The following is a 25,038-nucleotide window of genomic DNA, read 5'->3' as shown; positions in this document are numbered from 1 at the left end:
CTCGGCCCGCCTGGCGCGCGCGTTATGGCCGCCGGACCTCGAAGAAGGTCTTGCCGCCGCGCGTGAAGCCCGCGCCGTCGTAGAAGCGCAGCGTCGCCTCCTCGCGCGATCCGCTGGCAAGCATCACCTTGTAGCAGCCGGCCGCCCAGGCGGCGTCGAGCGCCGCCATCAGCACCGACCGGCCGAGGCCGCGCCGCCGGTGGTCCGCATGCGTGACGACGTTTTCGATGACGGCCCAGGGCCTGGCGCTGCGGGTGAGGTTCGGCACGACGACAAGGGTGCAGGAGGCGACGGGTTGGCCCGCCGATTCGGCTACGAAGACCGTCGCGAGCGTGGAGCCGAGTAGAGCCTGCCAGGCGGCCTTCGCCGCCGCCGGGTCGGGGAGGGGATCCTCGTGGCTCAGATGCCGATACAGCGCGACCATGGCGTCGAGGTCGTCCGGCCGCGCCGGGCGGACCACGGTGCGCGCCCCGCCATCCTGCGGTGCCGGGGCATCCTGCGTCGGTTCGGCGCCGCCCATGGGCGCGCCTATCGGACGCCGAGGCTGATGGGGAGCACTTCGACCACCAGTTCCGAGATCAGCCCCGCCGCGATCGGCAGCGGCAGGCCCGAGATCATGCGCAGCGCCACGAAGCGCCAGCCCAGCACCGGGTATTCCCAGGTGATGATCCGGTGCAGCGCGAAGATGCACCAGCCCGAGACCAGCGCGACCATCTGCGGCACGCCCGCGCCCGCCTTGGCGAAGGCCAGCACCAGCGGGAAGGTCACGAAGGGCCCGCCCGGCATCAGCCCCCCCGCCACGGAACCGATCGCGATGCCCTTGAATCCTGAATCCGGCCCGATCCAGGCGACGGCGGCATCGGCGGGGATGAGTTCCGCCAGGAAGGCCGCCATCGGCAGCGCGACGGCAAACAGCGGCAGGATCTTGAGCAGGTTCTTCGCCGCATCGACGCCGGCACGATGCGCGGCGGCAGGTCCCTTCCGAAAGCAGAAGCCCAGGGCGATGATGGCGAGAACCCACAGGAAAGCCTGGCCTGGCGTCACTTCGGCGGCTCCCAGGCGATCGGCAGGCGGCGCGCCACCCAGCCGGCCAGCAGCGGCATCGGCAGGGTGATCAGCACGCGCATGATGGCGAAGTTCGGCCCCAGCAGCGGCAGCTCATAGACCAGCACGCGCTGGAAGCCGTTCAGCGTCCAGGACATGATGTAGGCGACGAGTGCCCCGCGATCCGCCCCCGCGCCGGCCAGCACCAGTACCAGGGGAAAGGCGGCCATCGGCCCGCCCGGCGTCAGCGACCCGGCGATGGTCGCGACCAGAAGCCCCATCCAGCCGCTGTCGGCGCCCATCCAGCGGCCGAGCGCGCCCGGCGACATGAGCTGCCGCAGCGCTGCGGCCAGCAGCAGGCCGGCGAGCAGCGAGGGCATGATGAACAGGAAGAGTTCCCAGGCATGATACAGCGCGCGGCCCACCGCATCGCCACCGTCGCGGCGCCACAGGGCGACCCCGGCGGCGACTGAGATGGCGGCGATCACCAACAGGCTGGCATGGCGGCGGAGGAAGGCGGTCACGGCCGGCAAACTGCGCCGGGGCGCCGGGACCGGCAAGGTGCGGTCTGGACGCCGCGACGCGCGGCGGCCATGCAGCATTGCATGAATGCCCCGGATTCCCTGGCCGAGCTGACCCGGCGGCTGGACGCCCTGGCGCGCATCGGGCTGGTGGCGCCGGAGGGACTCGGTCCCGGCCCCTTCTTCCGTGCCTTGCGGCCGCCTCGCGGGCCGGCGGCGAACCACGCGACGCTGATCGTCACGCCGGGGGCGCCGCTCGGCCTGCTGAACCGGCCTGAGGAGGCAGCGTCCCGTCTGCTCGACCTGCCGGCGGCGGTGCTGGAACGGCTCCGCGCCGGCGCCGGGATCGTGGCCTTCGATGGGGCCAGCGAAGGGCGCCCTCTCGTCGCGACCCATGTCGCCGCCCTGCATGGCGCCCTCGACCGTGCGGGCATCCCGCCGCACCGCGCGGCCTGGCTGCAGCAGAACCGCGCGCTCGGCCCGCGCTATGCCGCCTTCTGCGTCGAACGCGGCTTGGCGCCGATGCATATCGTCACGACGGATTCATACGGATTTCTTCTGTGGGACCGGCTGTTCGGACGACTGCGCCCGCCCTGGGGCTGGGGCTTCGCCTTGACCGAGGCACCGCGGCGGCATCGCTGGATCTGCCTCAACTACGTGCTGCGGCCGCATCGCGCCCTGATCGCCGACTGGCTGATGGCCCGGCCGGAGCCCGGCCATCTCTCCCTGTCCACGCAGCGCGAGGCGATGGACGCCGCCGCCCGCGCGCGCTTCCTCGCGGACGCCGAGCGGCTTGAGGCCGGCAGCACCGGCCGCGTCGCCGCGCTACTCGGCAGCGGGCTGCACCTGGGGGGCGACACGGACGGCTTCGGCCATCCGCAGGAACGGGTGATGAGCCTGCCCGTGCCCGAGCTCGCCGCCGCCGAACTGTTCATCGTCACCGAGACGGAGATGAGCGGCGGTGGCCTCCTGCGCTGGACCGAAAAGACGCTGAAGGCGATCGCCTGTGGCCTGCCCTTCATCGTCTTCGGCAATCCGCAGACCGTGGCGGGGCTGGAGGCGCTGGGCTTCGACCTGCTGCGCGACCTGATCGACCATGGCTACGATGCGGAACCCAACCCGGCGCGCCGCTTCGCCGCGGCGCAGGCGTCGGTGGCGCGCTTCCTTGCCCGCCCAGCCGGTTTCACGCCGCGCGAGATGGAGCGGCTGCGCGTGGCTTCCGCGCATAACAGGGAGGTCTTTGCGAGGGAGATCCTGCGCGTTTCGGCGCTTGATCCGCTCGACCGGCTGTTCGCGATGATGCGCGGGGCCTGACGGTCACACCTGTTGCCCTCATTCACGATCGGTGGGTCAGACGTTGGAGGGGCGCCGTCCCTCCAAACCACCCCGCCAGGGGCTTGGAGCCCCTGGACCGCAGTCTGTTGGCGCGGGGCGCAACGTCACGCCGCACCCTCCGAACGCCTTTCGTGCGCAAATGCTGATCTCGGCACTGTTCCGGCAGCGGCGCAAGGAGCGGGTTGAGGTTTGCAAAGGCCTTGCGGCCTTTGCTGGGGTGGGTCCGGGAGGGACAAAGCCCCTCCCGGTTCCTCAGGCCAGAAAAGGGAGCCGCCGGTATCACACCCGCGCCGACAGCGCGAAGGCTGGTGGCGGCGCGGCATTGCGCACTCCGGCCGGCGCATAGCCCTGGGGTGCGGTGCGGGGCAGGGCGGCGCTGGCGATGGTCTCGATGACGCGGGACTGTAACGAGACCGCACGCTCCAGCAGCCGCCGGTTCTCCCGCCCGAGTTCCTCGAGCCGCCGGGTCAGGATCTCGGTCGCCTGGCGGACCGGGCCTTCCGGGGCGACCCCGTGCTTGGCCTGGGCTGCATAGGCTGCGGCGAAGGCGTCGGAGGCGGCGATCTTGCTGCTCGCGAGCGTCGCCGCGCGGGGCAGGTCGAGCTTCGCGAGCGCCTCGTTCTCGGCGCGCAGCGCCTCGGCCAGGCGCTGCCCGGCCAGGATCAGGCTGTCCATCATGGTGTGGTCTCTCCCGTGTTGGGGGGTGTCTCGGCGCCGCGCAGGCGCTGGAGTTCGCGCAGCACCGCATCGGCGAGGCCGATGCCATGGCCCGACCGCACCGCGGCGGTGGCATAGGCATCGACCAGCATGGGCTGCCACTGCGCCTCGGCCGCGCCGCCGCCGAAGCTGCTGCGGTTGGCATCGACCGTGGCGAAGATCGGCTGGAGCAGCAGGCCGAGTGCTTGGGCCTCGAAATCCTGGGCGGCGCGGCGCTGGGCGGCCTCGCTGCCGCGGGCGTTCGGGGCCGCCAGGCCGCGGGGCTGGACCGGGGGCAGGGCGGGGGCATCCATCAGCGCACCTCCAGCTCGGCCTGGAGCGCGCCGGCCGCCTTGATCGCCTGGAGGATGGTGATCAGGTCGCGCGGCCCGACGCCGAGGCTGTTCAGCCCGCGCACCAGGTCCTGGAGCGTCACGGCCCGGGGCAGCACGCCCATGCGGCGGTTCCCCTGGTCGTCCACCTCGATCGAGGTGCGCGGCACCACCACGGTTTGCCCGCCGGAGAGCTCGTTGGGCTGGCTGACCTGCGGCGTCTCGGTCACGCGGATGGTCAGATTGCCCTGGGCGATGGCGACGGTGGACACGCGCACATTCGCCCCCATGACGATGGTGCCGGAGGCCTCGTCGATGACGACGCGGGCGACCTGGTCGGGCTCGACGCGGAGCTGTTCGATGCGGCTGAGGAACTCGACCGGGCTGCGGCCGTTCAGGGCCACGGCGACGGTGCGCGAATCGGTCGCCGCCGCGACTTCGCCCCGCATCGCGCCGTTGATGGCCGCCGCGATCCGCCGCGCGGTCGTCAGGTCCGGATTGCGCAGGGACAGCCGCACCCGGTCGCGGGAGGCGAGGGCGAAGGGCACTTCCCGTTCAACGATGGCGCCATTGGCGATGCGCCCGGCGGTCGGCACGCCGCGCGTCACCGAGGCGCCGGCGCCGCGCACGCTGACCGCTCCGGTCGCGATGGCACCCTGCGCGACCGCATAGACCTCCCCGTCCGCGCCGAGCAGGGGGGTCACCAGCAGGGTCCCGCCGGTGAGGTTGGTGGCGTCGCCCAGGGCCGAGACCGCGACGTCGATCCGGCTGCCCGGCCGGGCGAAAGGCGGCAGATTGGCCGTGACCATCACCGCCGCGACGTTGCGGGTGTCGAGCTGGCGTTCCTGGTCCCGCGTGTTGACGCCGAGTCGTTCGAGCATGCCGACCAGCGATTGCCGGGTGAACACCGAGGCGCGGAGCCGGTCCCCCGTGCCGTTCAGCCCCACCACCAGGCCGTAGCCGACGAGCTGGTTGTCGCGGACGCCCTCGACATCCGCGATGTCCTTGATGCGGACCTGGGCGGCGGCCGGCAGGACCAGCGCCAGGGCGAGCAGCAGCCCGGCGAGAAGGGCCTTCGGTCTTGCGTAAGTATTACGAGCCAAGATGCCTCTCCCGCGCGTCGCGTGGTGGGTGCGGCGCGCCTGTCCGGTCCGGTGTCCCGCCGGGGTGCGGCGGGTCTGGCAGGGAGAGGGCAAGGCCCGTGCCAGCCTGGGGACGGGGATGGGCCGGCAGGGTTTGCCGGGACTGGGCCGGGTCTTGCCGGCAGGCGGAAGGGAAGGGCCATGGTGGGCGTTCGCGGAGTCTCGGGCGGGGCGGTGACGGGGAAGGGGCGGGCGCGGCAGGCCGGCGCCGGCGGCTTCAGCCTGTCCTCCGCCACCGCCGGCGAGGCCACGACGGCGCAGGGCATGGCGGCCGCCCAGCCGATCGGCCTGCTCGCCTTGCAGGAGGGCATCCCGGTGGCCGAACGCAATGCCCGGGCGCGCCGGCGGGGGGAGGCGGCCCTGAAGGGCCTGATCGACCTGCAACTGGCCCTGTTGGGCGGGGCGGCCGACCCGGCGCGACTCGCGGCCCTCGCTGCGGGCCTGCCGCGCCCCGAGGACGCCGCCGAACCGGCCCTGGCCGAGGCCCTCGCAGCCATCCGGTTGAGGGTCCGGGTGGAGCTTGCCCGCCACGGTATCGACCCGGCTCCGTCACACGACTGAAAAGGCGCGCCGTTTCAGGGATTTGTCGTCTTCTCCCCTCTTGGCTTTCGCCATGGCCCGCGTCTATGTTCCGCCCGCGCTAAAGGGGGGGGTGCCGGTGCCGGTTGGTCCGACACGCCTTTGGGCCGGGGAATGGATTGAGATGCTCGTGACGCTGCCGCCCGACTACCGACCCTCTGACGACGAGGAATTCATGAATCCGCTTCAGCTGGAGTATTTCCGGCAGAAGCTCATGCGGTGGCGCCAGGATCTGTTGCGGGAAGCCGGCGAAACCCTCTCCTCCCTGTCCGAAGGCGGCATCGCCGAACCGGACCTCACCGACCGGGCCAGCGTCGAAACCGACCGGGCCCTCGAACTCCGCACCCGGGACCGGGCCCGCAAGCTGATCAGCAAGATCGACCAGGCGATCGACCGCATCGAGACCGGCACCTACGGCTATTGCGAGGAAAGCGGCGAGCCGATCGGCCTGCGCCGCCTCGAAGCCCGCCCCATCGCGACCATGAGCATCGAGGCGCAGGAGCGCCACGAGCGCATGGAACGCATCCACCGGGACGACTGAGTCACCTTTCGAAGCGCGGCGGCGGATCGTCCAGCCCTGGCGGCGGCACGGCCAGCGGGTCGCGGTCGAGCAGCCCGGCATCGTCCTCCGACACCCGCCCGACCCGTGCGCCCACCGGCCAGACGGCGAGCCCGGAGCGCGGATAGGGCTTCAGCAGCCCGAGCAGCACGTCCTCATCCGCCGGCACATCGCCCAGCCAGGCGTCCCAGGCCTCGGGCGGCAGGATCACCGGCATACGTTCATGCAGCGGCGCGAGTTCCGGCACCGCCGCCGTCGTCAGGATGGTGTAGCTGCGCAGGATCGTTCCGTCCGGGGCGCGCCAGCCCTCCCACAGCGCGGCGAGCGGCATGGGTGCGCCATCGGCCATCGCCACCGCGAAGGGCTGCTTCGATCCCTTGCCAAGCACCTGCCATTCGTAGAAGCCGTCGGCGACCGCGATGCCGCGCCGCTTGTGGAAGGCATCGCGGAAGGCCGGCTTCTCGGCGACCGATTCGCTGCGGGCGTTGATCATGCGCGCCGCGCCGGTGGCATCCTTCGCCCAGCGCGGCACCAGCCCCCAGCGCAGCGCGTCGAGGTGCCGCGCCGCGGTGTCGGGATGCCGCCGGACCACCAGTCCCTCCTGCGTCGGCGCGCGGTTGAAGGAGGGCGGCAGGTTCGGCAGCGCGCCGGTCACGCCGAAATGCCGCGCCATCTCGCCCGAGGATCGCTGCTGGAAATATCGCCCGCACATCGGCCCGTCCGCCTGATCGAGATCCCATCCTACCGCAGTGCGTCGGAAGCCGGGCAGGGGCGGCCCGGAGCGCTGGGGAATCATTCCGGTCGTGCTAAGGAGTCCCGCCGTGCAGTCGCGATGGTGTGACCGTGCGGGCCGCAACGCGCCGGTCATCGGCACGTGTCAGACTGGACGATGCAGACCGAGGAGAGACCCATGGCCGAGACCGCTGCCGATTTCCTGGCCGCGACGCTGGAACGGGCCGGCGTGAAGCGCATCTACGGCGTCGTCGGCGACAGCCTGAACGGCGTGACGGACAGCCTGCGGCGGCGCGGCAGCATCGACTGGATCCATATGCGCCACGAGGAAGCCGCCGCCTTCGCCGCCGGGGCCGAGGCGCAGCTCACCGGGGAACTCGCCGTCTGCGCCGGCAGCTGCGGGCCGGGCAACCTGCATCTGATCAACGGGCTCTATGACTGCCAGCGCAGTGGGGCGCCCGTGCTGGCACTGGCCGCGCATATCCCCAGCAGCGAGATCGGCATCGACTACTTCCAGGCGACGCATCCCGAAATCCTGTTCCGCGATTGCAGCCACTATGTCGAGCTGGTGTCGCATCCGAAGATGCTGCCGCAGGTGTTGCAGCGCGCCATGCGAGTCGCCATCGCGAAGAAGGGCGTCGCGGTGGTGGTGATGCCGGGCGATGTCGCGTTGCAGCCGCTGGAGGCGAAACCCGCCGCCTGGGTGGCGCCGGAAGAACCGCGCCTGCTGCCAACGGTCGATGAACTCGCGAAACTGGCCGCCCTGCTGAACGGGGCGAGCAACGTGACACTGCTCTGCGGCGCCGGCTGCGCGGGTGCGCATGCCGAGGTGCTGGCGTTTGCCGAGAAGCTGAAGGCGCCGATCGTCCACGCGCTGCGCGGCAAGGAGCATATTGAGTACGACAACCCCTACGATGTCGGCATGACCGGCTTCATCGGCTTCGCCTCCGGCTATGCCGCGATGAAGGATTGCGACACGCTGGTCATCCTCGGTTCCGGCTTTCCCTACCGGCAATTCTATCCGGAGGGCGCGCAGGTCGTGCAGATCGACAACCGGCCGGAGGCGCTCGGCAACCGCCATCCGCTGACGCTCGGCCTGCTCGGCGATCTGCGCGGGACGCTGGAAGCGGTGCTGCCCGCCATCCACGACAAGGCGGATCGCCGGCATCTCGACCGCGCGGTCGCGCATTATGCGAAGTCGCGCCAGGACCTCGATGCGCTGGCGGAGAGCGGGCCGAACAGCGACATCATCCACCCGCAATATGTCTCGCGCCTGGTGAGCGAACTCGCGACCGAGGATGCGGTCTTCACCTGCGATGTCGGCACGCCGACGGTCTGGGCAGCGCGCTACCTGCGCATGAACGGCCGGCGGCGGCTGCTCGGGTCGTTCAATCACGGCTCCATGGCGAATGCGCTGCTGCAGGCGATCGGCGCGCAGGCGTCGCATCCCGGACGCCAGGTCATCTCCATGTCCGGCGATGGCGGCTTCAGCATGATGATGGGCGACTTCATCACGCTGACCCAGGTCGGGCTGCCGGTGAAGGTGGTGGTGCTGAACAACGGCACGCTCGGCTTCGTGGAACTGGAGATGAAGGCGGGCGGATTCCTCGACACGGGCGTCGAGCTGAAGAATCCGGATTTCGCGGCCATGGCGACAGCGATGGGCATCCGCGGCATCCGCGTGGAACGCCCGCAGGACCTCCGCGCCGCGTTGACCGAGGCCTTCGCCCATGACGGCCCGGCCCTGGTCGATGTCGTCAGCGCGCGCCAGGAACTGGTCATGCCGCCCAAGACGAGCTTCGGCAATGTGCGTGACTTCGGCCTTTTCATGATCAAGGCGGTGATGGACGGAAGGGCGCGGGAGCTGATCGACCTCGCCACGGTGAACCTGACGCGGTGAGGCGGGCGGCCCCGCGGTGCGGCGGGGCCATCATTGTGCCTTCAGGCAGGCATCACCCCAGCATCGCCGTGCGCTAGCCTTTGCAGGAAGGCCGGGTCGATGCGCAGCGTCTGTGCGACCATGGCAGGCGGCGTGCGTGCCAGCCAGTCGGTCAACGAGACCTCCTGGTACTCCGCAGTGCGGAACACGGCGAGCAGGATCAGGTCGGTGTCGCCCGTGTTCTGGATGTAGTGCCCGGACCCGCGGGTGACATAGCCGACATCGCCGGCCTGGAAATCAGAGGTTTGCGCGCGGGGTCCGGCGCGGAACACGGTCATGCGGCCCTTGCCCTGGATGTAGTACTGCCATTCATCCGCATTGGGGTGCCAATGCATGGTGCGCAGCCCGCCGGGCTTGATGGTCTCAAGCGCTGCCGCGACCGTCTTCGATGCCTTGAAGATCGTGCTGTCGGCCATGCGCAGCGCGCCGCTGCGCGTCTCCTTCAGCGGCCGCATGCCGGACAGGGAGAAGGTGAAGGGCTCGATCGGCACGCCGCCCGAGCGCACCGCGGCCTGATCGGCGGAAAGCGGTCCCGGCTCGCGGCCCTGGAAGATCCACAGATCATCGAGCGGGATGTTGCGGAAGGTCTCCGCCGGCACACCGAAATTCGCGGCCAGCACCTCGGGCGGCGTATGCGCGATCCAGTCGCTCAGCAGCAGCGTGTTGTATTCGGACTGCTCGCCATTGTCGAAGGCGATCAGGAACTCGCAGCCCTCCGGCCCCAGGCCCTGGAGCGAATGCGGCGCGCCCGCCGGGAAGTACCAGAGGTCGCCGACGCCGACATCCTGCACATAGGCTTGGCCCTTGGCATCGAGCACCGTGACCCGGCAGCGCCCCTTGGTCATGTAGGCCCATTCGGCGGCGAGATGCCAATGCAGTTCCCGGATGCCGCCGGCAGCAAGGCGCATGTTCACGCCGGAGATCTCGGTCGCGATGGGGAAGGCAGCCTGCGTCACCTGCCGCGCCCAGCCGCCATCCTGGATGCGGCGATGCGCGATGTTGAAGGAACTCCAGGAGGGCGGCATGTCCCCGATATCGGTGGCCGGCGGCGCGTAGAGGTTGGGGAATTGCCGTTCCAGCGCCGGCGTGCTCGGCCCCGGGTCGGACAGGGCCTGCGGTGTCGCATTCACCGCGCCCTCGGCGGGGCGGTCGGGATTGCCGAAGCTCGCGGCCTCGCCGGCCGTGGCGATGGTGGCACCGGCCATGCCGGCGAAGAGACGGCGGCTGATCGAAGGCAGCATGGGTCGCTTTCCTCTTGCTGCGCCGCGGGGCAAAGGGGACGTGTGCGGCCCGGGGCGTTCGCCGCACTCTTCCTTCTCCGGGACAGGTCCGTCTTTCGCCTTCGCATGCGGGGAACCGACACGCGCCGCAGCATCGCGCGGGTCGGTGCCGGACCTTCCCGGCCGGCCGTCAGGACCCGTCCGCTGCAGCGGGAGGCATCTGTTCCGGCATCCGGGCCCGCCGGGTTCGTCGCCGCATCCCGCCCAAGGCCGCGGAGGCGGCGTGCCCCCATGCGCGCGACCTGACGGTGGATGGAGAGGGGCACTGCCCGTCTTGTAAGTCTCGGGAGCGGTGTCCGCCGCCCGGTAGGGTGGCGGGCGCGGTGTGGCGCATTTCTGCCGCCGGGCGCGGCGATGCTTCGCTGTTGGAGAATGCCTCTTCTGCCCAACACCAGGTGTCGGTGTCCAAAGACCGTGCGGCCTTTGATGGGGGGCTAAGCACTGCTTCGCCGTCCGGAGACGAGCGATGCCCCTTTCCGGTCATCCCGCATCCAGCAGTTTCAGCGCCACCTCCGATCCCGCCAGTATTTCGGTGAGCCGCGCCAGATCCGCCGGGTTCGTCCCTGGCCGCCGCCGCAGGGATCCGAATCCGTCGAGGATACGCCGCAGCGCCGCGTCGTAGGCCGCGTCGCCGCCCAACGTACGGCCAGCGACTTCGAGCCGCTTCAGGGACCGCGCCGTACTTTCCAGCGCCAGCATGGCGGCGTTGTCCGGTGGCGCCGTGGCGTGGGTGAGGGGGCTGAGCAGGGATTGCGTCGTCGCCTCGGCATAGGTGGTGCGGCAGGCGTCGCCCACCTGGCGGCGCAGGGCGGCGACGCGCTGGCGCCGCTCCGGACGTCGCACCGCGGGGCTGGATTCGAGATCCTCGATGGCCTCGACGAATTCCTCGGCGAGGCGGGCGGCGCCGGCCGCATCGTCCACGGCGAGGTCCGGGGCGCAATCCTCCAGCCAGCGATCGAGCATCCGCTCGGCGATGCCGGGCGGGCCGACATGGGCGGCCGCAGCGGCGGCGGCGACGCTGCCGGGCTTCGCGGCCTTCAGCAGGATGGTCGCGAGCATCGCTTCCAGCACGACGGCGTCCTCGGAGGCGGCGGCGGCCAGGGCGTCGCGCACCAGGATCTCGGGCGGGCCCTCGCGCGCGGCGAGCAGCGCGGACCAGAGCGGTTCGGCATGCCGCCATACGCCGGCGGCCATGGCGGCGATCCGGTGATAATCCGCCTCCACCAGGCCCGTCGCCTCCCATTCGGCGGGGCGGGAGAGGCTGGGTGTGACCTTGGCGGCGCGATGCCACAGCTTGCGCCCGAGGGCATCCACCACGGCGAGGTCCGCGAAGTGCCGCCCGGCGATGCCGGCCTCGATGGCGGCGGCATCGGCGCCAAGGGCGCGGCGCACGGCCTCGGTCAGGACGGCCAGGGCGTTGCGTGGGATGGTGCCGTCCTGGCGCCGCCAGTTCCGCGCATCGACGATGACGCCGTCGAGCGGCAGGAACAGCAGCCGCGCCAGGCTGATCGGCCGCGGCGGGCGCAGCTTGCGCAGGCGCGGCCGGGCGGCGTCGAGCAGCCGGTCGGCCTCCAGCCGGTCGGCCATGCTGTCGAAATACGCGACGATGCCGGCCAGCGCCTGGTCGGAGGCGGTGGCGACGGCGTGGGTCAGGCGCCGCGTCTCGGCGGCGAGGGAGGTACTCATGCGGCCTTCGCGAGCAGGCGTTCGTTGCGGGCGACGATGTCGAGCATGCGTCCGGTACGCCAATCCTCATTGGCGCGGACGACGCGGCGCAGCCGGGTGGGGCGGTCCCAATCCTCGGCGATGCCGAACCATTCCTCGACCTCGCGCGGCATGACCGGCGCGAGCAGCGCCATCTCCCACAGCGCGCCGCCGCGCAGGCCGGGATCGGCATCGGTCCAGAGGTCGCAGATCACCTGCCAGCCATCGAGCAGCCAGTCCGGCCGCACGGCGCGGCGGGCGAGGTCGGTCGAGTCCTCGCGCCAGGCGCGCAACAGCGTCGGTATATCCGAGAGCAGGGCATCGAGGTCCCGGAAGGCGGCGGCCACGCAGCCGAGGGTCAGCTTCGCGGCATCGACGACCAGTGTCGCGGCGTGCTGTTCCGTGGGATCGGCGGATTGGGCGATCCAGAGTTCGATCTCCCCCGCCAGCGTGGCGACCCGCCGGGCGAGGCGGCGCATCCGGGACGGGGAGGCATCGCCCGGCACGCCGACCGCCGCGACGGCGCCGGCGATGGATTCCAGCCAGGCGGCGATGATGTCGCCGCTGACGCCGAGGCGCGGGGCGAAGCGCGCCATGGCGCGACGGGCGCGGGTCTCGATATTCGCGGGCGTATCCGCCTGGGGCGGGATGGCGGCTTCGTCCCGCGTCTCGGTCCGGCGGACCAGGTCGAGCAGCAGGAGGAAATTGGTGCGCATGCGCGCGGCCCCATCCTCGTTGCGGGTCTTGGCGACGGCGGCGGCGGCTTCGCGCCCCGCCAGACCTTCCGCCGCCACGGCGCGCGCGGTTTCCCGCACCAGGGTCGGAGCGATGGCCGTCTGGTCCGACAGGCGCTGCCACAGCCGGCGGTCATGCAGGGTGGGGGAGCAGATTTCGGTCAGAGCGCTCCACGGCACGATGTAGTAACCGCGGCCGCCCGAGGGGTTGGTGATGACCACGTCCAGCCCCACCCGCGTATCGGTGGGGCGGATGCGGGCGCCGAGCAGGAAAGGCGTGGTGAAGGGGACGGTGACGCCACGTTCGAGGAAGGTCGCCGGCTGGTAGGCCGACGTTCCGAATCGCTCGAGGATATCGTTCCGGATCTCGATCATCGCGCGTCACAGTGGCGCGACGGCGGTAAATGAGGAGTTTCGCGGCCCCGGAGTCAGGGCCACGAATTTCATTAAAATGCTGTTATTCCAGCGATTTCTGCCGCAGGGTCAGCGCCCTTCGAAGACCGGCTTGCGCTTTTCCAGGAAGGCCTGGGCCGCGTTGCGGAAGTCCTCGGTATAGGCGAAGGAGCCTTCGCGTTCCCGATCGGCCGCGTTGATCGGCAGGGCGCCGCGCAGCTTCTGCATCGCCTGCTTGTGGAAGCGCGCCGAGAGTGGCGAGCCCTGGGCGATGCGTGCCGCGAGGGCGTCGGCTTCGGCATGCACCGTGCCGTCAGCGACGAGGCGGGAGAGCAGCCCCTTCTGGTAGGCTTCCTCGCCGGTCAGGATGCGGCCTTCGATCAGGATCTCGGCGGTAGTGGCATAGCCGCAGATCTGCAGGATCGGGTCGATTTCCTCATAGGCATAGAAGATGCCGAGATTGCGGGCCGGAATGCCCATCCGCGTCGCCGACGACCCGATGCGGAAGTCGCACATGGTCGCGATGCCGCAACCCCCACCCATGGTCCAGCCGGAGCAGGCGGCGATGGTGGGGTGGAGGCAGGTGCGGATGGCGTGGAAAGCGCCATGAAGTTCGTGGCTGTAGACGGCTTCGCGTTCCGGTGTGCCGCGTTCCGCGGCGAAGGCGGCGATGTCGGCGCCGGCGGAGAAGGCTTCCTCCCCCGCACCGCGGATGATGACCGCGCGCAGGGATTCATCGGCCGAGAGCGCGGCAAGCGCCTCGCCCAGCCCGATCCACATGGGCAGGTCGAGGCAATTGCGCTTGGCGGCGCGGTCGATGAGGACGGTGGCAATGACGCCGTCGCGCGACGTCTTGATCAGGTCGTGTGGCATGGCAGTCCCGTTACAGCGTCAGGCGGCCCGATTGGGCAAGGGATAGAGCGTCCAGAGTGCGGATTGGAGGGGGCTTTGCCCCCTCCAAGCCTCCCCCACCAAAGGCCACAGGTCCTTTGGAAACCTCGGCTTGGTGATGGGCGCGGTGGGCGCGTCGCGTGCCGTGAAGACCGTCCCGGGCCCGGAGCCTCGAAGGGATTTCCCGAATTCCGGGCGCCATGGGCGTGGCCCGTTTGCGACGGCCCGTGTTGCCCGGCGCCAAGTGTCGGTTTCCAAAGGCCCTGTGGCCTTTGGTGGGGAGAGGTCCGGAGAGGGGCAAAGCCCCTCTCTGGTCCCGTCTGCCGCTCATCGCGACCGCCCCAGCACGCCGCCCCCGGCGAAGCGCGCCCGTGCCCCGAGACCTTCCTCGATCCGCAGGGCTTCGTTCCACTTCGCCATGCGTTCCGACCGTGCGAAGGATCCGACCTTCAACTGTCCCACGCCCCAGCCGAGGGCCAGGTGGACGATGGTGACGTCCTCGGTCTCGCCTGACCGGGCGGAGACGATGCCGGCGTAGCCGACTTCCTTCGCCGCCTCCCAGGCGGCGCGCGTCTCGGTCAGCGTGCCGCGTTGGTTGGGCTTGATCAGTACGGTGTTGGCGGCGCCGATGCGGGCGGCGTCGCGCACGCGGGCCGCGTCGGTGACGAGGAAATCGTCGCCCACCACCTGGATGCGGGCGCCGACCTCCTTCGTGAAGGCGGCGAAGCCGGCGGCATCGTCCTCGGCGAGGGGGTCCTCGATGGAGGCGATTGGATAGGCCTCGATCCAGCCGAGCAGCATGCGGATCATGCCATCCGTATCGAGCTCGCGCCCTTCGAGACCGAGGCGATAGCGGCCGCCCTTGCCGAAATCGGTCGCGGCGATGTCGAGGGCGATGGCGACCTGTGATCCGGGGGTGAAGCCGGCGCGTTCGATGGCCTTCACCAGGGTTTCCAGGGCCTGCTCATTGGCGGTGAAGGCGGGCCACCAGCCGCCCTCGTCGGCCACGCCCTGGAGCAGGCCGCGCTCCTTCATGATGGCCCCGGCAGCACGATAGACCTCGGCGGTCCAATCGAGCGCCTCGGCGAAGGAGGTCGCTGCGGGGCAGATCACCAGGAAGTCCTGGATGTCCACGCGGCGCCCGGCATGCGCGCCGCCGCCGAGGATCTGGATCTGCGGCAGGGGCAGCAGCGTCGCCTCGTCGCCGCCGAGATGCTTCCACAGCAGCATGCCCCGCGCATGCGCCGCGGCATGGGCGGCTGCCATGGAGACGGCGAGGGTCGCATTGGCGCCAAGGCGCGACTTGTTCGGCGTGCCGTCCAGCGCGATCAGCGCGGCGTCCAGGGCTGCCTGATCGGCGGCATCCATGCCGGTGACGCGCGGGGCGATTTCCTGGTTCACCGAGGCGACGGCGCCCTTCACGTCATAGCCGCCGAAGGCGGTGCCGCCGTCGCGGCGGTCAAGGGCTTCCCCGCTGCCGGTGCTGGCCCCGGCGGGGGCGATGGCGATGCCGCGGGCGCCGCCGGCGAGGCGGATCTCGGCCTCGACCGTTGGGCGGCCGCGACTGTCCCAGACGCGGCGACCCCGGACGGCGACGATGCTGCTGGCGGCCATGTCGATGCGTTTCCTGCCCTCGTTTGCCTGTCGAGGTAGCCGAGGTGGGACGCCCCGGCTAGGCCCCGACCTCCTCGCCCCAGGCGGCCCGGATCGTCCGCAGCCGGTCCGGCGGGCATTTCACGAGGTGCCGCGCGACACGGCGCACGCGGGCCTTGTCGCTTTCCTCGGTCAGGTATTCGACCGGGCTCTTGCCGTCCACGCGGGCGAGGAGGAGGCCGGGCAGCAGCGAGGCCGCGCGGGCTTCGAGTGTGGCCGGTGCCTCCCACGCCACGGAGGCGAGGTAGGCGGTCGCCAGCACCTCGAAGCACTGCAGGAAGCCGATGGCGGCGCGCGGCGTCCACAGGCATTTCAGCAGCAGGTGGTTCAGGCAGAAGGCGAGGTCGAAGGCCGGATCGCCCCACCAGGCGCATTCGGCGTCGAGGAAGATCGGCCCCTCGGGCCCGACCAGGATGTTCTTCGGGCTGACATCGCCATGCACCATGGTGAGCTTTGTCGCCGCCGTGCGCGCGGCGAGGGCGACGAGCTTGGGCGCGAGATCCTGATGCACGCGCGCCGTGGCGATCAGATAGGGCTCGAGCCGGATGGCGTGGAACAGCGAGTCGGTCGGGAAGTCGGAGGCGAGTTCCGGGCGTTCGGCCGCATAGGCGTGGATCCGCGCCATGCGGCGTCCGACATCGCCGGCGAAGGCGGCGTCGGCGATGCCGTCATGCAGGCGCGCCTTCCACACCGGATGCCGGTCCGGTGGCAGCCATTCCATGGCGAGGGTGCCGCTGGCTTCGTCCTGCCCGAGCAGCATGGGCACCGAACCTGGCGCGGCCTCGGCCGCGCGGGCGAGCCAGCGGGCCTCGTAGCGGTTGCGCACGATGGGGGCGCGCCAGTCGGCGGCGACCTTCAGCTTGGGCAGGGCCCGCTTGATGCAGGCCTCCCGACCGTCCGGCAGGGCGATGTGCCAAATGTCGGAGGAGACGCCGCCCGCCAGCGGCTGCCCGCGCGCGAACGTATCGGGCGCGAGTAATCCCATGCTGCGCAGGCCCTGCTGCAGTTCCGGCGGAACGTTCTCCATCGCAGGGCAGCCTAGTGCACGCTTCCGAGCAGTGGAACCGGGTTGCGCATTTTGCGCTGCACCCATGGGCTGCTAGCGTCCCGACTCTGGGGAAGACGATGATGATACGCGTAAGCAAGGAGGCAGTATGTCGATAAGCCGTCGTTCCACATTCGCCCTGGCCGTCGCGGGCATGGCCGCGCCGCGGCTCGCCCTGGCGCAGGGTGCGAACGTGATGAAGTTCATCCCGCAGATCGATCTCGCATTTCTCGATCCGCATTTCTCGCTCGCCTATGTCACGCGCGGGCATGGGCACATGGTGTTCGACACGCTCTACGGGTCGGACGCGAACTACCAGCCGCACCCGCAGATGGCCGCAGGCCACACCATCGAGAATGACGGGAAGCTGTGGAACATCACGCTTCGCGAGGGGCTGCTGTGGCACGATGGAGAAAAGGTGACGGCGCGCGACTGCGTCGCCTCCATCAATCGCTGGTCTAAGCGCGACGCGCTGGGCGGCGCGCTGATGGAGCGCACCGACGAACTGAGCGCACCCGACGACAGGACCATCCGCTTCCGGCTCAAGCGTCCCTTCCCGCTGTTGCCGACCGCGCTCGGCAAGGTGGGCTCGCCGATGCCGGCGATGATGCCCGAGCGCCTGGCGAAGACCGATCCCTTCACGCAGATCACCGAGATGACCGGCAGCGGCCCCTTCCGCTTCCTCGCCGATGAACGCGTACCGGGCTCGCGCAATGTCTATGTGAAGTTCGACCGCTACGTCCCGCGCGCGGACGGGCCGCTCGAATGGAATTCGGGGCCGAAGCAGGTCTTCCTCGATCGCGTCGAGTGGACCACCATTCCCGATGCCGCCACCAAGGCATCCGCGCTGCTGCAGGGCGAGCAGGACTGGTGGGAGAACCCGACCCATGACCTGCTGCCGCTCCTGCGGCGGAACCGGCAGATCAAGATGGAGATCACCAACCCGACCGGGTCGGTGGACATGATGCGGCCGAACCACCTGCAGCCGCCCTTCAACAACCCCGCGATCCGCCGGGCCATGCTGCACGCCTTCAGCCAGACCGACTTCATGCAGTCGATCGTCGGCGACGATGCGTCGATGTACCACACCCCGCATGGCGTCTTCTGCCCGAACACGCCGATGGCGAGCGACGCCGGCCTCGAGCCCCTCAAGGGCCCGCGCGACCTCAACAAGGTCAAGGAGATGCTGAAGCAGGCGGGATACGCGAACGAGAAGGTCGCGATCCTCGTCGCCACCGACTACGCGCAGTTCAAGGCGATCGGCGAGGTGATGGCCGACGTCATGGGCCGCGTCGGCATGAATGTGGACTATGTGGCGACCGACTGGGGCACCATGCTCACCCGGCGTAACAACCGCGGCCCGGTCGACCAGGGCGGCTGGTCCTGCTTCAACACGGGCTGGGAAGGGGCGGACCACATGGACCCGTCCAACCACTACGCCATCCGCGGCAATGGCGACCAGCGCGCCGGCTGGCCCGGCTGGTGCGTCAGCCCGAAGCTCGAGGAACTGCGCGAAGCCTGGTTCGAGGCGCCCAACCTCGCTGCCCAGCAGGAGATCTGCCGGCAGATGCAGGTCCAGTGCATGGTGGACGTGCCCTCGATCCCGCTCGGACAGTATTTCCAGCCGACCGCCTACCGGGCCAACGTCACGGGCGTGAAGCGGGGGTTCCCGACCTTCTGGGGCGTCCGCAAGGGCTGAGAGCCCGTCTGGAAATGCGCCGATCGGTGCATTTCCAGGTCCGGCGCCGGCCCGGTGCCGGCTTCTCCGGACCGAGACGACGGGCGGCGCGTCCTGCACGCGCCGTCCATTCATGTTAAACTGTCATTCCTGCGACGCACGGGCGACGGAAGCAGCATGGCCAAGGACGAGTGGGACATTCCCGAACATTTGCAACCCGATCCCACGGATTGGTCCTTCGACCTCGATAATCTCCTCGGCCGTATCGTGTCGCTGCGCAGCCTGGTGCCGGCCGACGCCTTCACCTCGCGCAGCCTTGGCACCGAGCGGGAGGGCAGCGGCGTCGTCATCCGTGATGGGCTGATCCTGACCATCGGCTATCTGGTGACCGAGGCGGAGACCATCTGGATCACCGCCGCCGATGGGCGCGCCGTGCCCGGCCACACCCTCGCAGTGGATCAGGAGACCGGCTTTGGGCTGGTGCAGGCGCTGGGGCGGCTCGACGTCACGCCGATGGAACTCGGCGACAGCGAGGCGCTGCGCATCGGGGCGCCGGTGATCCTCGCCGCCGGCGGGGGACGGGCGCATGCCATCTCGGCCAAACTGGTCGCTCGGCAGCCCTTCGCGGGGTACTGGGAATACCTGATCGAGGATGCGCTGTTCACCGCGCCGGCCCATCCGACCTGGGGCGGGGCCGGGCTCATCGCACCGGACGGCAAGCTCGTCGGCATCGGATCGCTGGTGCTGCAGCAGGGGGAGGAAGGGCGGAGGCTCGACCTCAACATGGTGGTGCCGGTGCATCGGCTGTCGCCGGTGCTGAACGACCTTGTCACCTATGGGCGAGTCAACCGGCCGGCCCGGCCCTGGCTTGGCCTCTATGCCACCGAGGATGAGGAGGGGGTGGCGATCGCCTCCCTGGCCCCTGGCGGGCCGGCGGAGAATTGCGGCGTGCGCAGCGGCGACCGGGTGCTGGCGGTTGAGGGCGTGGTGGTGACAGACCTCGCGGAGATGTGGCGTGCCGTCTGGTCCTCCGGCAGCGCGGGAGCGACGGTGAAGCTGAAGCTCGGCCGGCAGCGCGGGTCGCGGGAAGTCACGGTGGTCTCGGCCGACCGGACCAGCTTCCTGAAGCTGCCGCGGATGCATTGACCATGGCCGTGCTCGTCGTCCCGCCCGGGGGCGGGCAGCAGCATTGGCAGCCCCAGCCGGCCAATGGCTGGGTCGATCTGCTGACCTCTCCACGTTTTCCCGGGGCGCCGGCGGGGTTCTCGGCCGGGGTCCAGGAGTTGCCGCCGCTCGGCAAGATCCGCGAGCATGCGCATCCGGCGCAGACCGAGATCTTCTGGATTGTCGAGGGCCAGGCGCTGGCGCGGCTGGATGGGGTGGTGCGGCGGATCACGGCCGGTACCTTCATGGTGGCACCGCCCCATGCGCGGCACGGCTTCATCAACGATGGCGGCGGGCCGTACCGCATGCTGTGGATGCTGATCCCGGCGGGGCTCGAGGATTTCTTCGTCGCCATCGGCAGGCCGAGAGTGGCAGGGGAGGCGGATCCCACACCCTATCCGCGGCCGGCGGAGACCGGGGCGATCGAACTATCGACGGTGTTCGAGACGCTCGACCCGCCCCCGCCGCCGCCCTGGGACACGGCGCCGATCACCGATCCCGCGGTGCTGGACGCCCTGCGGCGCGAGGCGGTCTGACCGGACGCCCCCTTCGCCGCGCTTGCGCGTCCCGCCGCTTCGTGCGGATCATGCGCGCCTGATCGAAGGCGGGCGCCATGACCCGCTGCGAGGCGGAGGAAACAATGATGTCCCGTGGCTTCACGCGCCGCACGGCGCTGACGGCTGGTGCCGGCCTGCTGGCCGCACCGCCCCTGGTGCGCCAGGCCAATGCGCAATCCCAGTTCGACTGGAAGCGGTTCTCGGGCGAGCGGATCGAGGTCAGCCTGACCGCCAATCCGCGCAGTACCATCCTGATCCAGAACCAGCGCGAATTCGAGGACATGACCGGCATCCGCGTGGGCGCCGAGCAGATCCCCGAGCAGCAGCACCGGCAGAAATTCGCGATCGAGTTCGCCTCGGGCCGCCCCTCCTTCGACGTGGTGGGCATCAGCCTGCACGTGAACAAGCGGCAGGTCGGCAAGGCGCGCTGGTGCACCGACATCAAGGCGCTGATGGCGGACCCCACCATCACGGCACCCGATTTCGACTTCGCCGATTTCGGGGAGGGCGCCGTCGCCTATTCCACCCAGGCGGATGGCCGGATGGATACGCTTCCGGAATTCACCGACTACTTCATCCTCTACTACAACAAGGAATTGCTGGCGGCGAAGAACATCGCCCCGCCTGCCACCTTCGACGAGATGTACGACAGCGCGCGGCGGCTGACCGAACCGTCCCGCCAGATCTACGGCAATGTCGGGCGCGGCCTGCGCAACGCCAATGTGGTGCTGTACTCGTCCTTCCTGCTGGGGACGCAGCAGCGCGACTTCCTCGACGGACAGCGGCGGCTGATCAGCGATAGCCCGGACGCGATCTGGGCGGGGGAATTCTACAAGAAGCTGCTGCGCGACTGCTCGCCGCCCGGTGTGTCCGGCTTCAACTGGAATGAGAGCCAGACCACCTTCATGCAGGGCCGCGCCGCCTTCTGGATCGACGGGGTCGGCTTCGCCGCGCCGCTGGAAGACCGCACGCGATCGCGCGTCGCCGGCAAGGTCGGATACGCCGTCGTGCCGCGCGGGCCGGCGCACCACCACTGCGCCATGTTCGGCACTGCCTTCGGCATCGCCGAGCAGAGTCGCAAGAAGGGGGCATCCTGGCTCTATCTGCAATGGGCGTCGGGCAAGGCGAACCAGTTGCGCTACCTGACCTCCGGCGCCGGATCGCCCGCGCGCACCTCGGCCTATCGCAATGAGGAGGCGATCAGCCAGTCGCGCTTCTCGCGCGAATTCTTCAACACGCTGATCGAGAGCGCGCGCATCTCCCGCCCCGGCCTGCCGGAGATCGTGCCCGTCACCGAGTTCCGCGACACGCTGGGCTCGGCGCTCACCGCCACCATCGGCGGGGCGGATGTCGCGACCGAGCTGCGGCGCGCGACGGAGGCGTTCCGGCCCGTCCTCGAGCAATCCGAGCGCGAGAGCTGAGATGGCGGGCAGCACGGCCACCATGGAGCAGCAGGCGACGGTTGGGGCCACGCCCCGCCGGCGCCACAACTACGCCCGCCGCTACTGGTGGTTCGTGGTGCCCTGCGGGGCGGTGGTGCTCGGCACCATCGTCTTTCCCTGGGCCTTCACGCTCTACATGTCGTTGCACGATTTCAAGCTGGGCGGCGGGCGCGAATGGGTGGGCCACGCCAACTACGTGAAGCTCGTCACGGATGAGCGGTTCCTCTACTCGATCCTCCGCACGCTGTATTTCACCGCCCTGTCGGTGGTGATCCCGATGGTGTTGGGGCTGCTCGCCGCGCTTGCCTTCCACCGGAAGTTCCCGCTGCGGGGGCTGGCGCGCACCGTCTTCATCCTGCCGATGATGGCGACGCCGGTCGCCGTCGCGCTGGTCTGGACCATGATGTTCCACCCGCAGCTCGGCGTGCTGAACTGGCTGCTGCAGCAGGTGGGGCTGCCGCCATCCATGTGGGTCTATGCGCCGGACACAGTCATCCCGACCCTGGTGATGGTGGAGGTCTGGCACTGGACGCCGCTGGTGATGCTGATCCTGCTGGGCGGTCTCGCCTCGCTGCCGCTCGATCCCTATGAGGCGGCGAAGATCGACGGGGCCAGTGCCTGGCAGGCCTTTCGCCACATCACCCTGCCGCTGCTCGCACCCTTCCTGGTCGTCGCCCTGATCATCCGCACCATCGACGCGCTGAAGGCCTTCGACACGATCTATGTCATCACCCAGGGCGGGCCGGGCACGGCCAGCGAGACCATCAACATCTTCCTCTACCTGCAGGCCTTCGCCTACTACAACCTCGGCTATGCTTCGGCCGTGGTGGTGGTGTTCTTCGCCATCATCATCCTGCTCGCGATGGTGCTGCTGTGGACCCGCGCGCGGGTGAAGGACGCGTGATGCGCAAGGTGAAGCGCCTCGCCGGCGATATCGGCTTCGGCTTCGGCGTGCTGGTGCTGGTCGCACCCGCCGTCATGGTCTTCCTGTGGATGCTGTCGCTGTCGCTCAAGACCGAGCTCGACAACACCGATTATCCGCCGGTCTTCATCCCGAACCCGCCGGTGCTGGACAACTTCGCCGCGGTGTTCGAGCGCAACGACTTCCTGAAATACGCGATCAACTCGGTGATCGTGTCCTTCAGCGCGACGGGGCTCGCCATCCTGCTCGGTGTGCCGGCGGGGTATGGTATCGCGAAGATGCGCGCGACCAAGGCGGCGGTGGTCATCCTGATCGCGCGCATCACGCCGGGCCTGTCCTACCTCATCCCGCTGTTTCTGCTGTTCCAGTGGATCGGGCTGACGGGCACGCTCGCGCCCATCGTCATCACGCATCTCGTCATCACCGTGCCGATCGTGGTGTGGATCATGATGGGCTTCTTCGAGGGGCTGCCGGCCGAACTGGAGGAAGCGGCGCTGGTGGACGGCGCGACGATCTGGCAGGCCTTCCGCCATGTGGCGATGCCGCTGGCCAAGCCCGGAATCACGGTGGCGACGATCCTCGCCTTCATCTTCTCCTGGAACAACTTCATCTTCGCGATGGTGCTGGCCGGGCGGGAGACGCGGACGCTGCCCGTGGCCGTGAACAACATGCTGACCTTCGAGCAGATCTCCTGGGGCCCGCTCTCGGCGGCCGCCCTGCTGGTGACGGCGCCGGTGCTGCTGCTGACGCTGCTGGCGCAGAAGCAGATCGTCGAGGGGCTGACCGCCGGCGGCGTGAAGGGCGGCTGATCGCGTTTGCAGACGAGGTCGGGTGAGCCTATCTTTTCCGGCAGGTCAAGGAGGACCACCATGTCCCTGCACCGCATCCCCGTCGCCGTCCGTTTCATGATCATGCATGGGCTGATTGGTTTCGGCCTCTCGGCGCTGTTCGTGGCGGCGGTGCTCTGGGCGGATCCGGGCGGGGTGGGCAGGCTGATCCTCAAGCATGGCGGGGTACCGGTCGTGGCCATGCTGTGGTTCTTCTCGGGCCTGACCTTCGGTTCGGTGCAGATCGGCGCGGCCATCATGCTGCGCGACGGCCGCGACGAACCGCCGCGCGGCCGCCGGCTGCGCCTGCAGGCCATTCCCGTCCCGGTGACCGTTCCGGCCCGCGCGCGGCGCTGATCCGCCATCCGGCCGGGGGCGCTGGACGGGGCGGCCGGGAGGGGCCAGTAATCGGTCCCTTGCAGCCGCTGAAGGAATTGCCCCATGCAGAATACGGAAGAGATCTGGCGCCTGGTCGATGCCAAGGCGCCGGATGCCATTGAGCTTGCTGACCGGGTGTGGGGCACGCCCGAGCTCTGTTATGCCGAATTCAAGTCCTGCGCCGCGCATACCGAGCTGCTGGAGCAGCACGGTTTCCGCGTGACGAAGAACGTCGCCGGCATCCCGACCGCCGTGATGGGTGAGGCGGGCGAGGACGGGCCGGTCATCGCCATCCTCGGCGAATACGATGCGCTGCCGGGCCTTTCCAACGAGGCCGGCATCGCCGAGCACAAGATGCTGCCGGGCGACGGGTCGGGCCATGGCTGCGGGCACAACCTGCTCGGCGCCGCCTCGCTGCTCGCCGCTTCCGCGGTGAAGGACTGGCTGGCGGAGAACGGCGTGAAGGCCCGGGTGCGCTATTACGGCTGCCCGGCCGAGGAAGGCGGCGCGGCGAAGGGCTTCATGGTCCGCGCCGGCGTCTTCAACGATGTCGACATGGCGATCTGCTGGCACCCGGCCGCCTTCACCGGCGTGAACGAGGCGGTGTCGCTCGCCAATACCCGCATCGACTTCACCTTCACCGGCCGGTCGTCGCATGCGGCCGCCGCACCCGAGCTGGGGCGCTCGGCGCTCGACGCGGTCGAGCTGATGAATGTCGGCGTGAACTACATGCGCGAGCACATGCCGTCGGATGCGCGCATCCACTACGCCTATCTCGATGCCGGCGGGATCGCGCCGAACGTGGTGCAGGGGCGTGCGACGGTGCGCTACCTGATCCGTGCGAAGGATCTGGTGGGGCTGAACGCGCTGGTCGCGCGCGTGCGCAAGATCGGCGACGGGGCGGCGCTGATGACCGAGACCACGGTGACCACCAAGGTCGTCTCCGCGGTGTCGAACCTGCTCGCGAACACGCCGCTCGAACAGGCGATGTACGACAACATGATGCGCCTCGGCCCGCCGCAGTTCGACGACGCCGACCGCGCCTATGCGCGCGAGATCCAGGGCACGCTGTCGGATGAGGACATCGCGACCGCCTTCCGCCGCCACGGGCTGAAGGTCGAGCGCGACAAGCCGCTCTGCGACCAGATCGTGCCGATCGACGCCAAGGGCGGCGGCGGCGTGGGGTCCACCGATGTCGGCGACGTTTCCTGGGCCGTGCCGATGGTCCAGGCGCGCGGCGCGACCTATGCCATCGGCACGCCGGGGCATTCCTGGCAGCTGACGGCGCAAGGCAAGTCGGGCATCGCGCATAAGGGCCTGGTGCATGTCGCGAAGATCATGGCGGGCACCGCCGTGGACGCGATCATGAAGCCGGAGCTGCTCGCTGCGGCGAAGGCGGACCACAAGGCGCGCACCGACGCGCACCCCTATGTCTGCCCGCTGCCGCCGGATGTGCAGCCGCCGATCAAGATGAGTGGAGACTGAGTCGCT

25 protein-coding genes are annotated in these 25,038 nt (G+C 69.9%); 12 read left to right on the top strand and 13 right to left on the bottom strand.

What is annotated here, in order from left to right:
* Window positions 1–22 precede the first annotated feature (22 nt).
* From KPL78_RS17325 to KPL78_RS17315, 3 genes are read right to left on the bottom strand one after another with little or no spacing between them, the layout of a single operon-like run.
* Complete coding sequence (locus KPL78_RS17325) at window positions 23–520, bottom strand: GNAT family N-acetyltransferase (RefSeq protein ID WP_219764241.1); 498 nt, start codon at window positions 518–520, stop codon at window positions 23–25.
* 8 nt (window positions 521–528) lie between these two features.
* A complete protein-coding gene (locus KPL78_RS17320) occupies window positions 529–1,044 on the bottom strand; it encodes a permease (protein WP_219764240.1) in 516 nt (171 codons plus the stop codon).
* On the bottom strand, window positions 1,041–1,568 hold the full coding sequence (locus tag KPL78_RS17315) for a hypothetical protein (protein ID WP_369412772.1): 528 nt from the start codon (window positions 1,566–1,568) through the stop codon (window positions 1,041–1,043). Before KPL78_RS17315 ends, KPL78_RS17320 begins: the two co-directional genes overlap by 4 nt.
* Before the next feature lie 81 nt (window positions 1,569–1,649).
* On the opposite strand from KPL78_RS17315, the gene KPL78_RS17310 reads away from it, so the two are divergent.
* Window positions 1,650–2,879, top strand: coding sequence for a hypothetical protein (locus tag KPL78_RS17310; protein WP_219764238.1), 1,230 nt, complete (start codon window positions 1,650–1,652; stop codon window positions 2,877–2,879).
* Between the two features lie 300 nt (window positions 2,880–3,179).
* On the opposite strand, the gene KPL78_RS17305 is transcribed toward KPL78_RS17310, so the two are convergent.
* Genes KPL78_RS17305 through KPL78_RS17295 form a run of 3 tightly spaced genes read right to left on the bottom strand, consistent with a single transcriptional unit; the run spans window position 3,180 to window position 5,031 of the window.
* Complete coding sequence (locus KPL78_RS17305) at window positions 3,180–3,578, bottom strand: hypothetical protein (RefSeq protein WP_219764237.1); 399 nt, start codon at window positions 3,576–3,578, stop codon at window positions 3,180–3,182.
* Window positions 3,575–3,910, bottom strand: coding sequence for a rod-binding protein (locus KPL78_RS17300; RefSeq protein WP_219764236.1), 336 nt, complete (start codon window positions 3,908–3,910; stop codon window positions 3,575–3,577). The genes KPL78_RS17305 and KPL78_RS17300 overlap by 4 nt, the downstream gene beginning before the upstream one ends.
* Complete coding sequence (locus tag KPL78_RS17295; RefSeq protein WP_255569146.1) at window positions 3,910–5,031, bottom strand: flagellar basal body P-ring protein FlgI; 1,122 nt, start codon at window positions 5,029–5,031, stop codon at window positions 3,910–3,912. The genes KPL78_RS17300 and KPL78_RS17295 overlap by 1 nt, the downstream gene beginning before the upstream one ends.
* A gap of 180 nt (window positions 5,032–5,211) precedes the next feature.
* On the opposite strand from KPL78_RS17295, the gene KPL78_RS17290 reads away from it, so the two are divergent.
* Window positions 5,212–5,631 carry a flagellar assembly protein FliX gene (locus KPL78_RS17290; protein ID WP_219764235.1) on the top strand — a complete coding sequence of 140 codons (420 nt, stop codon included), beginning with the start codon at window positions 5,212–5,214 and terminating at the stop codon, window positions 5,629–5,631.
* A gap of 142 nt (window positions 5,632–5,773) precedes the next feature.
* The gene (dksA, locus tag KPL78_RS17285; protein ID WP_219764562.1) at window positions 5,774–6,190 is read left to right on the top strand and encodes an RNA polymerase-binding protein DksA; all 417 of its coding nucleotides are present in this window, start codon (window positions 5,774–5,776) and stop codon (window positions 6,188–6,190) included.
* A 1-nt stretch (window position 6,191) separates the two neighbouring features.
* Here the strand turns inward: dksA and KPL78_RS17280 are convergent, their stop codons facing one another.
* Window positions 6,192–6,920, bottom strand: coding sequence for an SOS response-associated peptidase (locus KPL78_RS17280; protein ID WP_219764234.1), 729 nt, complete (start codon window positions 6,918–6,920; stop codon window positions 6,192–6,194).
* 198 nt (window positions 6,921–7,118) lie between these two features.
* On the opposite strand from KPL78_RS17280, the gene poxB reads away from it, so the two are divergent.
* A complete protein-coding gene (poxB, locus tag KPL78_RS17275) occupies window positions 7,119–8,840 on the top strand; it encodes a ubiquinone-dependent pyruvate dehydrogenase (RefSeq protein WP_219764233.1) in 1,722 nt (573 codons plus the stop codon).
* Window positions 8,841–8,881: 41 nt separating this feature from the next.
* Here the strand turns inward: poxB and KPL78_RS17270 are convergent, their stop codons facing one another.
* The 6 genes from KPL78_RS17270 to KPL78_RS17245 all read right to left on the bottom strand — a co-directional run bounded on the left by KPL78_RS17270 (window position 8,882) and on the right by KPL78_RS17245 (window position 16,561).
* Window positions 8,882–10,120 (bottom strand): cupin domain-containing protein, encoded by a 1,239-nt coding sequence (locus KPL78_RS17270; RefSeq protein WP_219764232.1) that lies wholly within the window; start codon window positions 10,118–10,120, stop codon window positions 8,882–8,884.
* Between the two features lie 519 nt (window positions 10,121–10,639).
* Complete coding sequence (locus tag KPL78_RS17265) at window positions 10,640–11,845, bottom strand: hypothetical protein (protein ID WP_219764231.1); 1,206 nt, start codon at window positions 11,843–11,845, stop codon at window positions 10,640–10,642.
* Window positions 11,842–12,972, bottom strand: a complete 1,131-nt coding sequence (locus KPL78_RS17260; RefSeq protein ID WP_219764230.1) for a hypothetical protein — start codon at window positions 12,970–12,972, stop codon at window positions 11,842–11,844. Before KPL78_RS17260 ends, KPL78_RS17265 begins: the two co-directional genes overlap by 4 nt.
* Window positions 12,973–13,080: 108 nt before the next feature.
* On the bottom strand, window positions 13,081–13,863 hold the full coding sequence (locus KPL78_RS17255) for an enoyl-CoA hydratase/isomerase family protein (protein ID WP_219764229.1): 783 nt from the start codon (window positions 13,861–13,863) through the stop codon (window positions 13,081–13,083).
* A gap of 345 nt (window positions 13,864–14,208) precedes the next feature.
* On the bottom strand, window positions 14,209–15,495 hold the full coding sequence (eno, locus tag KPL78_RS17250; protein WP_219764228.1) for a phosphopyruvate hydratase: 1,287 nt from the start codon (window positions 15,493–15,495) through the stop codon (window positions 14,209–14,211).
* A 58-nt stretch (window positions 15,496–15,553) separates the two neighbouring features.
* The gene (locus KPL78_RS17245) at window positions 15,554–16,561 is read right to left on the bottom strand and encodes a phosphotransferase family protein (protein ID WP_219764227.1); all 1,008 of its coding nucleotides are present in this window, start codon (window positions 16,559–16,561) and stop codon (window positions 15,554–15,556) included.
* A gap of 133 nt (window positions 16,562–16,694) precedes the next feature.
* Here KPL78_RS17245 and KPL78_RS17240 point away from each other — a divergent pair, with 133 nt between their 5' ends.
* The 8 genes from KPL78_RS17240 (at window position 16,695) to KPL78_RS17205 (ending at window position 25,032) form a co-directional block, all read left to right on the top strand.
* On the top strand, window positions 16,695–18,278 hold the full coding sequence (locus tag KPL78_RS17240; protein WP_408904489.1) for an ABC transporter substrate-binding protein: 1,584 nt from the start codon (window positions 16,695–16,697) through the stop codon (window positions 18,276–18,278).
* 156 nt (window positions 18,279–18,434) lie between these two features.
* Window positions 18,435–19,403 carry a S1C family serine protease gene (locus KPL78_RS17235; protein ID WP_219764225.1) on the top strand — a complete coding sequence of 323 codons (969 nt, stop codon included), beginning with the start codon at window positions 18,435–18,437 and terminating at the stop codon, window positions 19,401–19,403.
* A gap of 2 nt (window positions 19,404–19,405) precedes the next feature.
* Window positions 19,406–19,957, top strand: a complete 552-nt coding sequence (locus tag KPL78_RS17230) for a cupin domain-containing protein (RefSeq protein ID WP_219764224.1) — start codon at window positions 19,406–19,408, stop codon at window positions 19,955–19,957.
* Window positions 19,958–20,064: 107 nt separating this feature from the next.
* Complete coding sequence (locus KPL78_RS17225; protein ID WP_255569143.1) at window positions 20,065–21,399, top strand: extracellular solute-binding protein; 1,335 nt, start codon at window positions 20,065–20,067, stop codon at window positions 21,397–21,399.
* Window position 21,400: 1 nt separating this feature from the next.
* On the top strand, window positions 21,401–22,324 hold the full coding sequence (locus KPL78_RS17220) for a carbohydrate ABC transporter permease (protein ID WP_219764223.1): 924 nt from the start codon (window positions 21,401–21,403) through the stop codon (window positions 22,322–22,324).
* A complete protein-coding gene (locus KPL78_RS17215; protein ID WP_219764222.1) occupies window positions 22,324–23,151 on the top strand; it encodes a carbohydrate ABC transporter permease in 828 nt (275 codons plus the stop codon). Before KPL78_RS17220 ends, KPL78_RS17215 begins: the two co-directional genes overlap by 1 nt.
* Window positions 23,152–23,211: 60 nt before the next feature.
* Window positions 23,212–23,526 (top strand): hypothetical protein, encoded by a 315-nt coding sequence (locus tag KPL78_RS17210; RefSeq protein ID WP_219764221.1) that lies wholly within the window; start codon window positions 23,212–23,214, stop codon window positions 23,524–23,526.
* Window positions 23,527–23,610: 84 nt separating this feature from the next.
* On the top strand, window positions 23,611–25,032 hold the full coding sequence (locus tag KPL78_RS17205; protein ID WP_219764220.1) for a M20 family metallopeptidase: 1,422 nt from the start codon (window positions 23,611–23,613) through the stop codon (window positions 25,030–25,032).
* The last annotated feature ends 6 nt before the right edge of the window (window positions 25,033–25,038 follow it).

It is taken from the genome of Roseomonas alba, from assembly GCF_019430885.1.
GTDB lineage: Bacteria > Pseudomonadota > Alphaproteobacteria > Acetobacterales > Acetobacteraceae > Neoroseomonas > Neoroseomonas alba.
This window is presented reverse-complemented; position numbering and strand designations above follow the sequence as displayed.

What these genes read in the sequence shown, in the direction of transcription:
- KPL78_RS17225 (WP_255569143.1), top strand. Translation starts at nt 20,065, where the DNA reads ATGTCCCGTGGCTTCACGCGCCGCACGGCGCTGACGGCTGGTGCCGGC.
- KPL78_RS17325 (WP_219764241.1), bottom strand. Translation starts at nt 520, where the DNA reads ATGGGCGGCGCCGAACCGACGCAGGATGCCCCGGCACCGCAGGATGGC.
- KPL78_RS17255 (WP_219764229.1), bottom strand. Translation starts at nt 13,863, where the DNA reads ATGCCACACGACCTGATCAAGACGTCGCGCGACGGCGTCATTGCCACC.
- KPL78_RS17215 (WP_219764222.1), top strand. Translation starts at nt 22,324, where the DNA reads ATGCGCAAGGTGAAGCGCCTCGCCGGCGATATCGGCTTCGGCTTCGGC.
- KPL78_RS17280 (WP_219764234.1), bottom strand. Translation starts at nt 6,920, where the DNA reads ATGTGCGGGCGATATTTCCAGCAGCGATCCTCGGGCGAGATGGCGCGG.
- dksA (WP_219764562.1), top strand. Translation starts at nt 5,774, where the DNA reads ATGCTCGTGACGCTGCCGCCCGACTACCGACCCTCTGACGACGAGGAA.
- KPL78_RS17245 (WP_219764227.1), bottom strand. Translation starts at nt 16,561, where the DNA reads ATGGAGAACGTTCCGCCGGAACTGCAGCAGGGCCTGCGCAGCATGGGA.
- KPL78_RS17310 (WP_219764238.1), top strand. Translation starts at nt 1,650, where the DNA reads ATGAATGCCCCGGATTCCCTGGCCGAGCTGACCCGGCGGCTGGACGCC.
- KPL78_RS17220 (WP_219764223.1), top strand. Translation starts at nt 21,401, where the DNA reads ATGGCGGGCAGCACGGCCACCATGGAGCAGCAGGCGACGGTTGGGGCC.
- poxB (WP_219764233.1), top strand. Translation starts at nt 7,119, where the DNA reads ATGGCCGAGACCGCTGCCGATTTCCTGGCCGCGACGCTGGAACGGGCC.
- KPL78_RS17305 (WP_219764237.1), bottom strand. Translation starts at nt 3,578, where the DNA reads ATGATGGACAGCCTGATCCTGGCCGGGCAGCGCCTGGCCGAGGCGCTG.
- KPL78_RS17205 (WP_219764220.1), top strand. Translation starts at nt 23,611, where the DNA reads ATGCAGAATACGGAAGAGATCTGGCGCCTGGTCGATGCCAAGGCGCCG.
- KPL78_RS17265 (WP_219764231.1), bottom strand. Translation starts at nt 11,845, where the DNA reads ATGAGTACCTCCCTCGCCGCCGAGACGCGGCGCCTGACCCACGCCGTC.
- KPL78_RS17235 (WP_219764225.1), top strand. Translation starts at nt 18,435, where the DNA reads ATGGCCAAGGACGAGTGGGACATTCCCGAACATTTGCAACCCGATCCC.
- KPL78_RS17290 (WP_219764235.1), top strand. Translation starts at nt 5,212, where the DNA reads ATGGTGGGCGTTCGCGGAGTCTCGGGCGGGGCGGTGACGGGGAAGGGG.
- KPL78_RS17260 (WP_219764230.1), bottom strand. Translation starts at nt 12,972, where the DNA reads ATGATCGAGATCCGGAACGATATCCTCGAGCGATTCGGAACGTCGGCC.
- KPL78_RS17300 (WP_219764236.1), bottom strand. Translation starts at nt 3,910, where the DNA reads ATGGATGCCCCCGCCCTGCCCCCGGTCCAGCCCCGCGGCCTGGCGGCC.
- KPL78_RS17230 (WP_219764224.1), top strand. Translation starts at nt 19,406, where the DNA reads ATGGCCGTGCTCGTCGTCCCGCCCGGGGGCGGGCAGCAGCATTGGCAG.
- KPL78_RS17270 (WP_219764232.1), bottom strand. Translation starts at nt 10,120, where the DNA reads ATGCTGCCTTCGATCAGCCGCCGTCTCTTCGCCGGCATGGCCGGTGCC.
- KPL78_RS17210 (WP_219764221.1), top strand. Translation starts at nt 23,212, where the DNA reads ATGTCCCTGCACCGCATCCCCGTCGCCGTCCGTTTCATGATCATGCAT.
- eno (WP_219764228.1), bottom strand. Translation starts at nt 15,495, where the DNA reads ATGGCCGCCAGCAGCATCGTCGCCGTCCGGGGTCGCCGCGTCTGGGAC.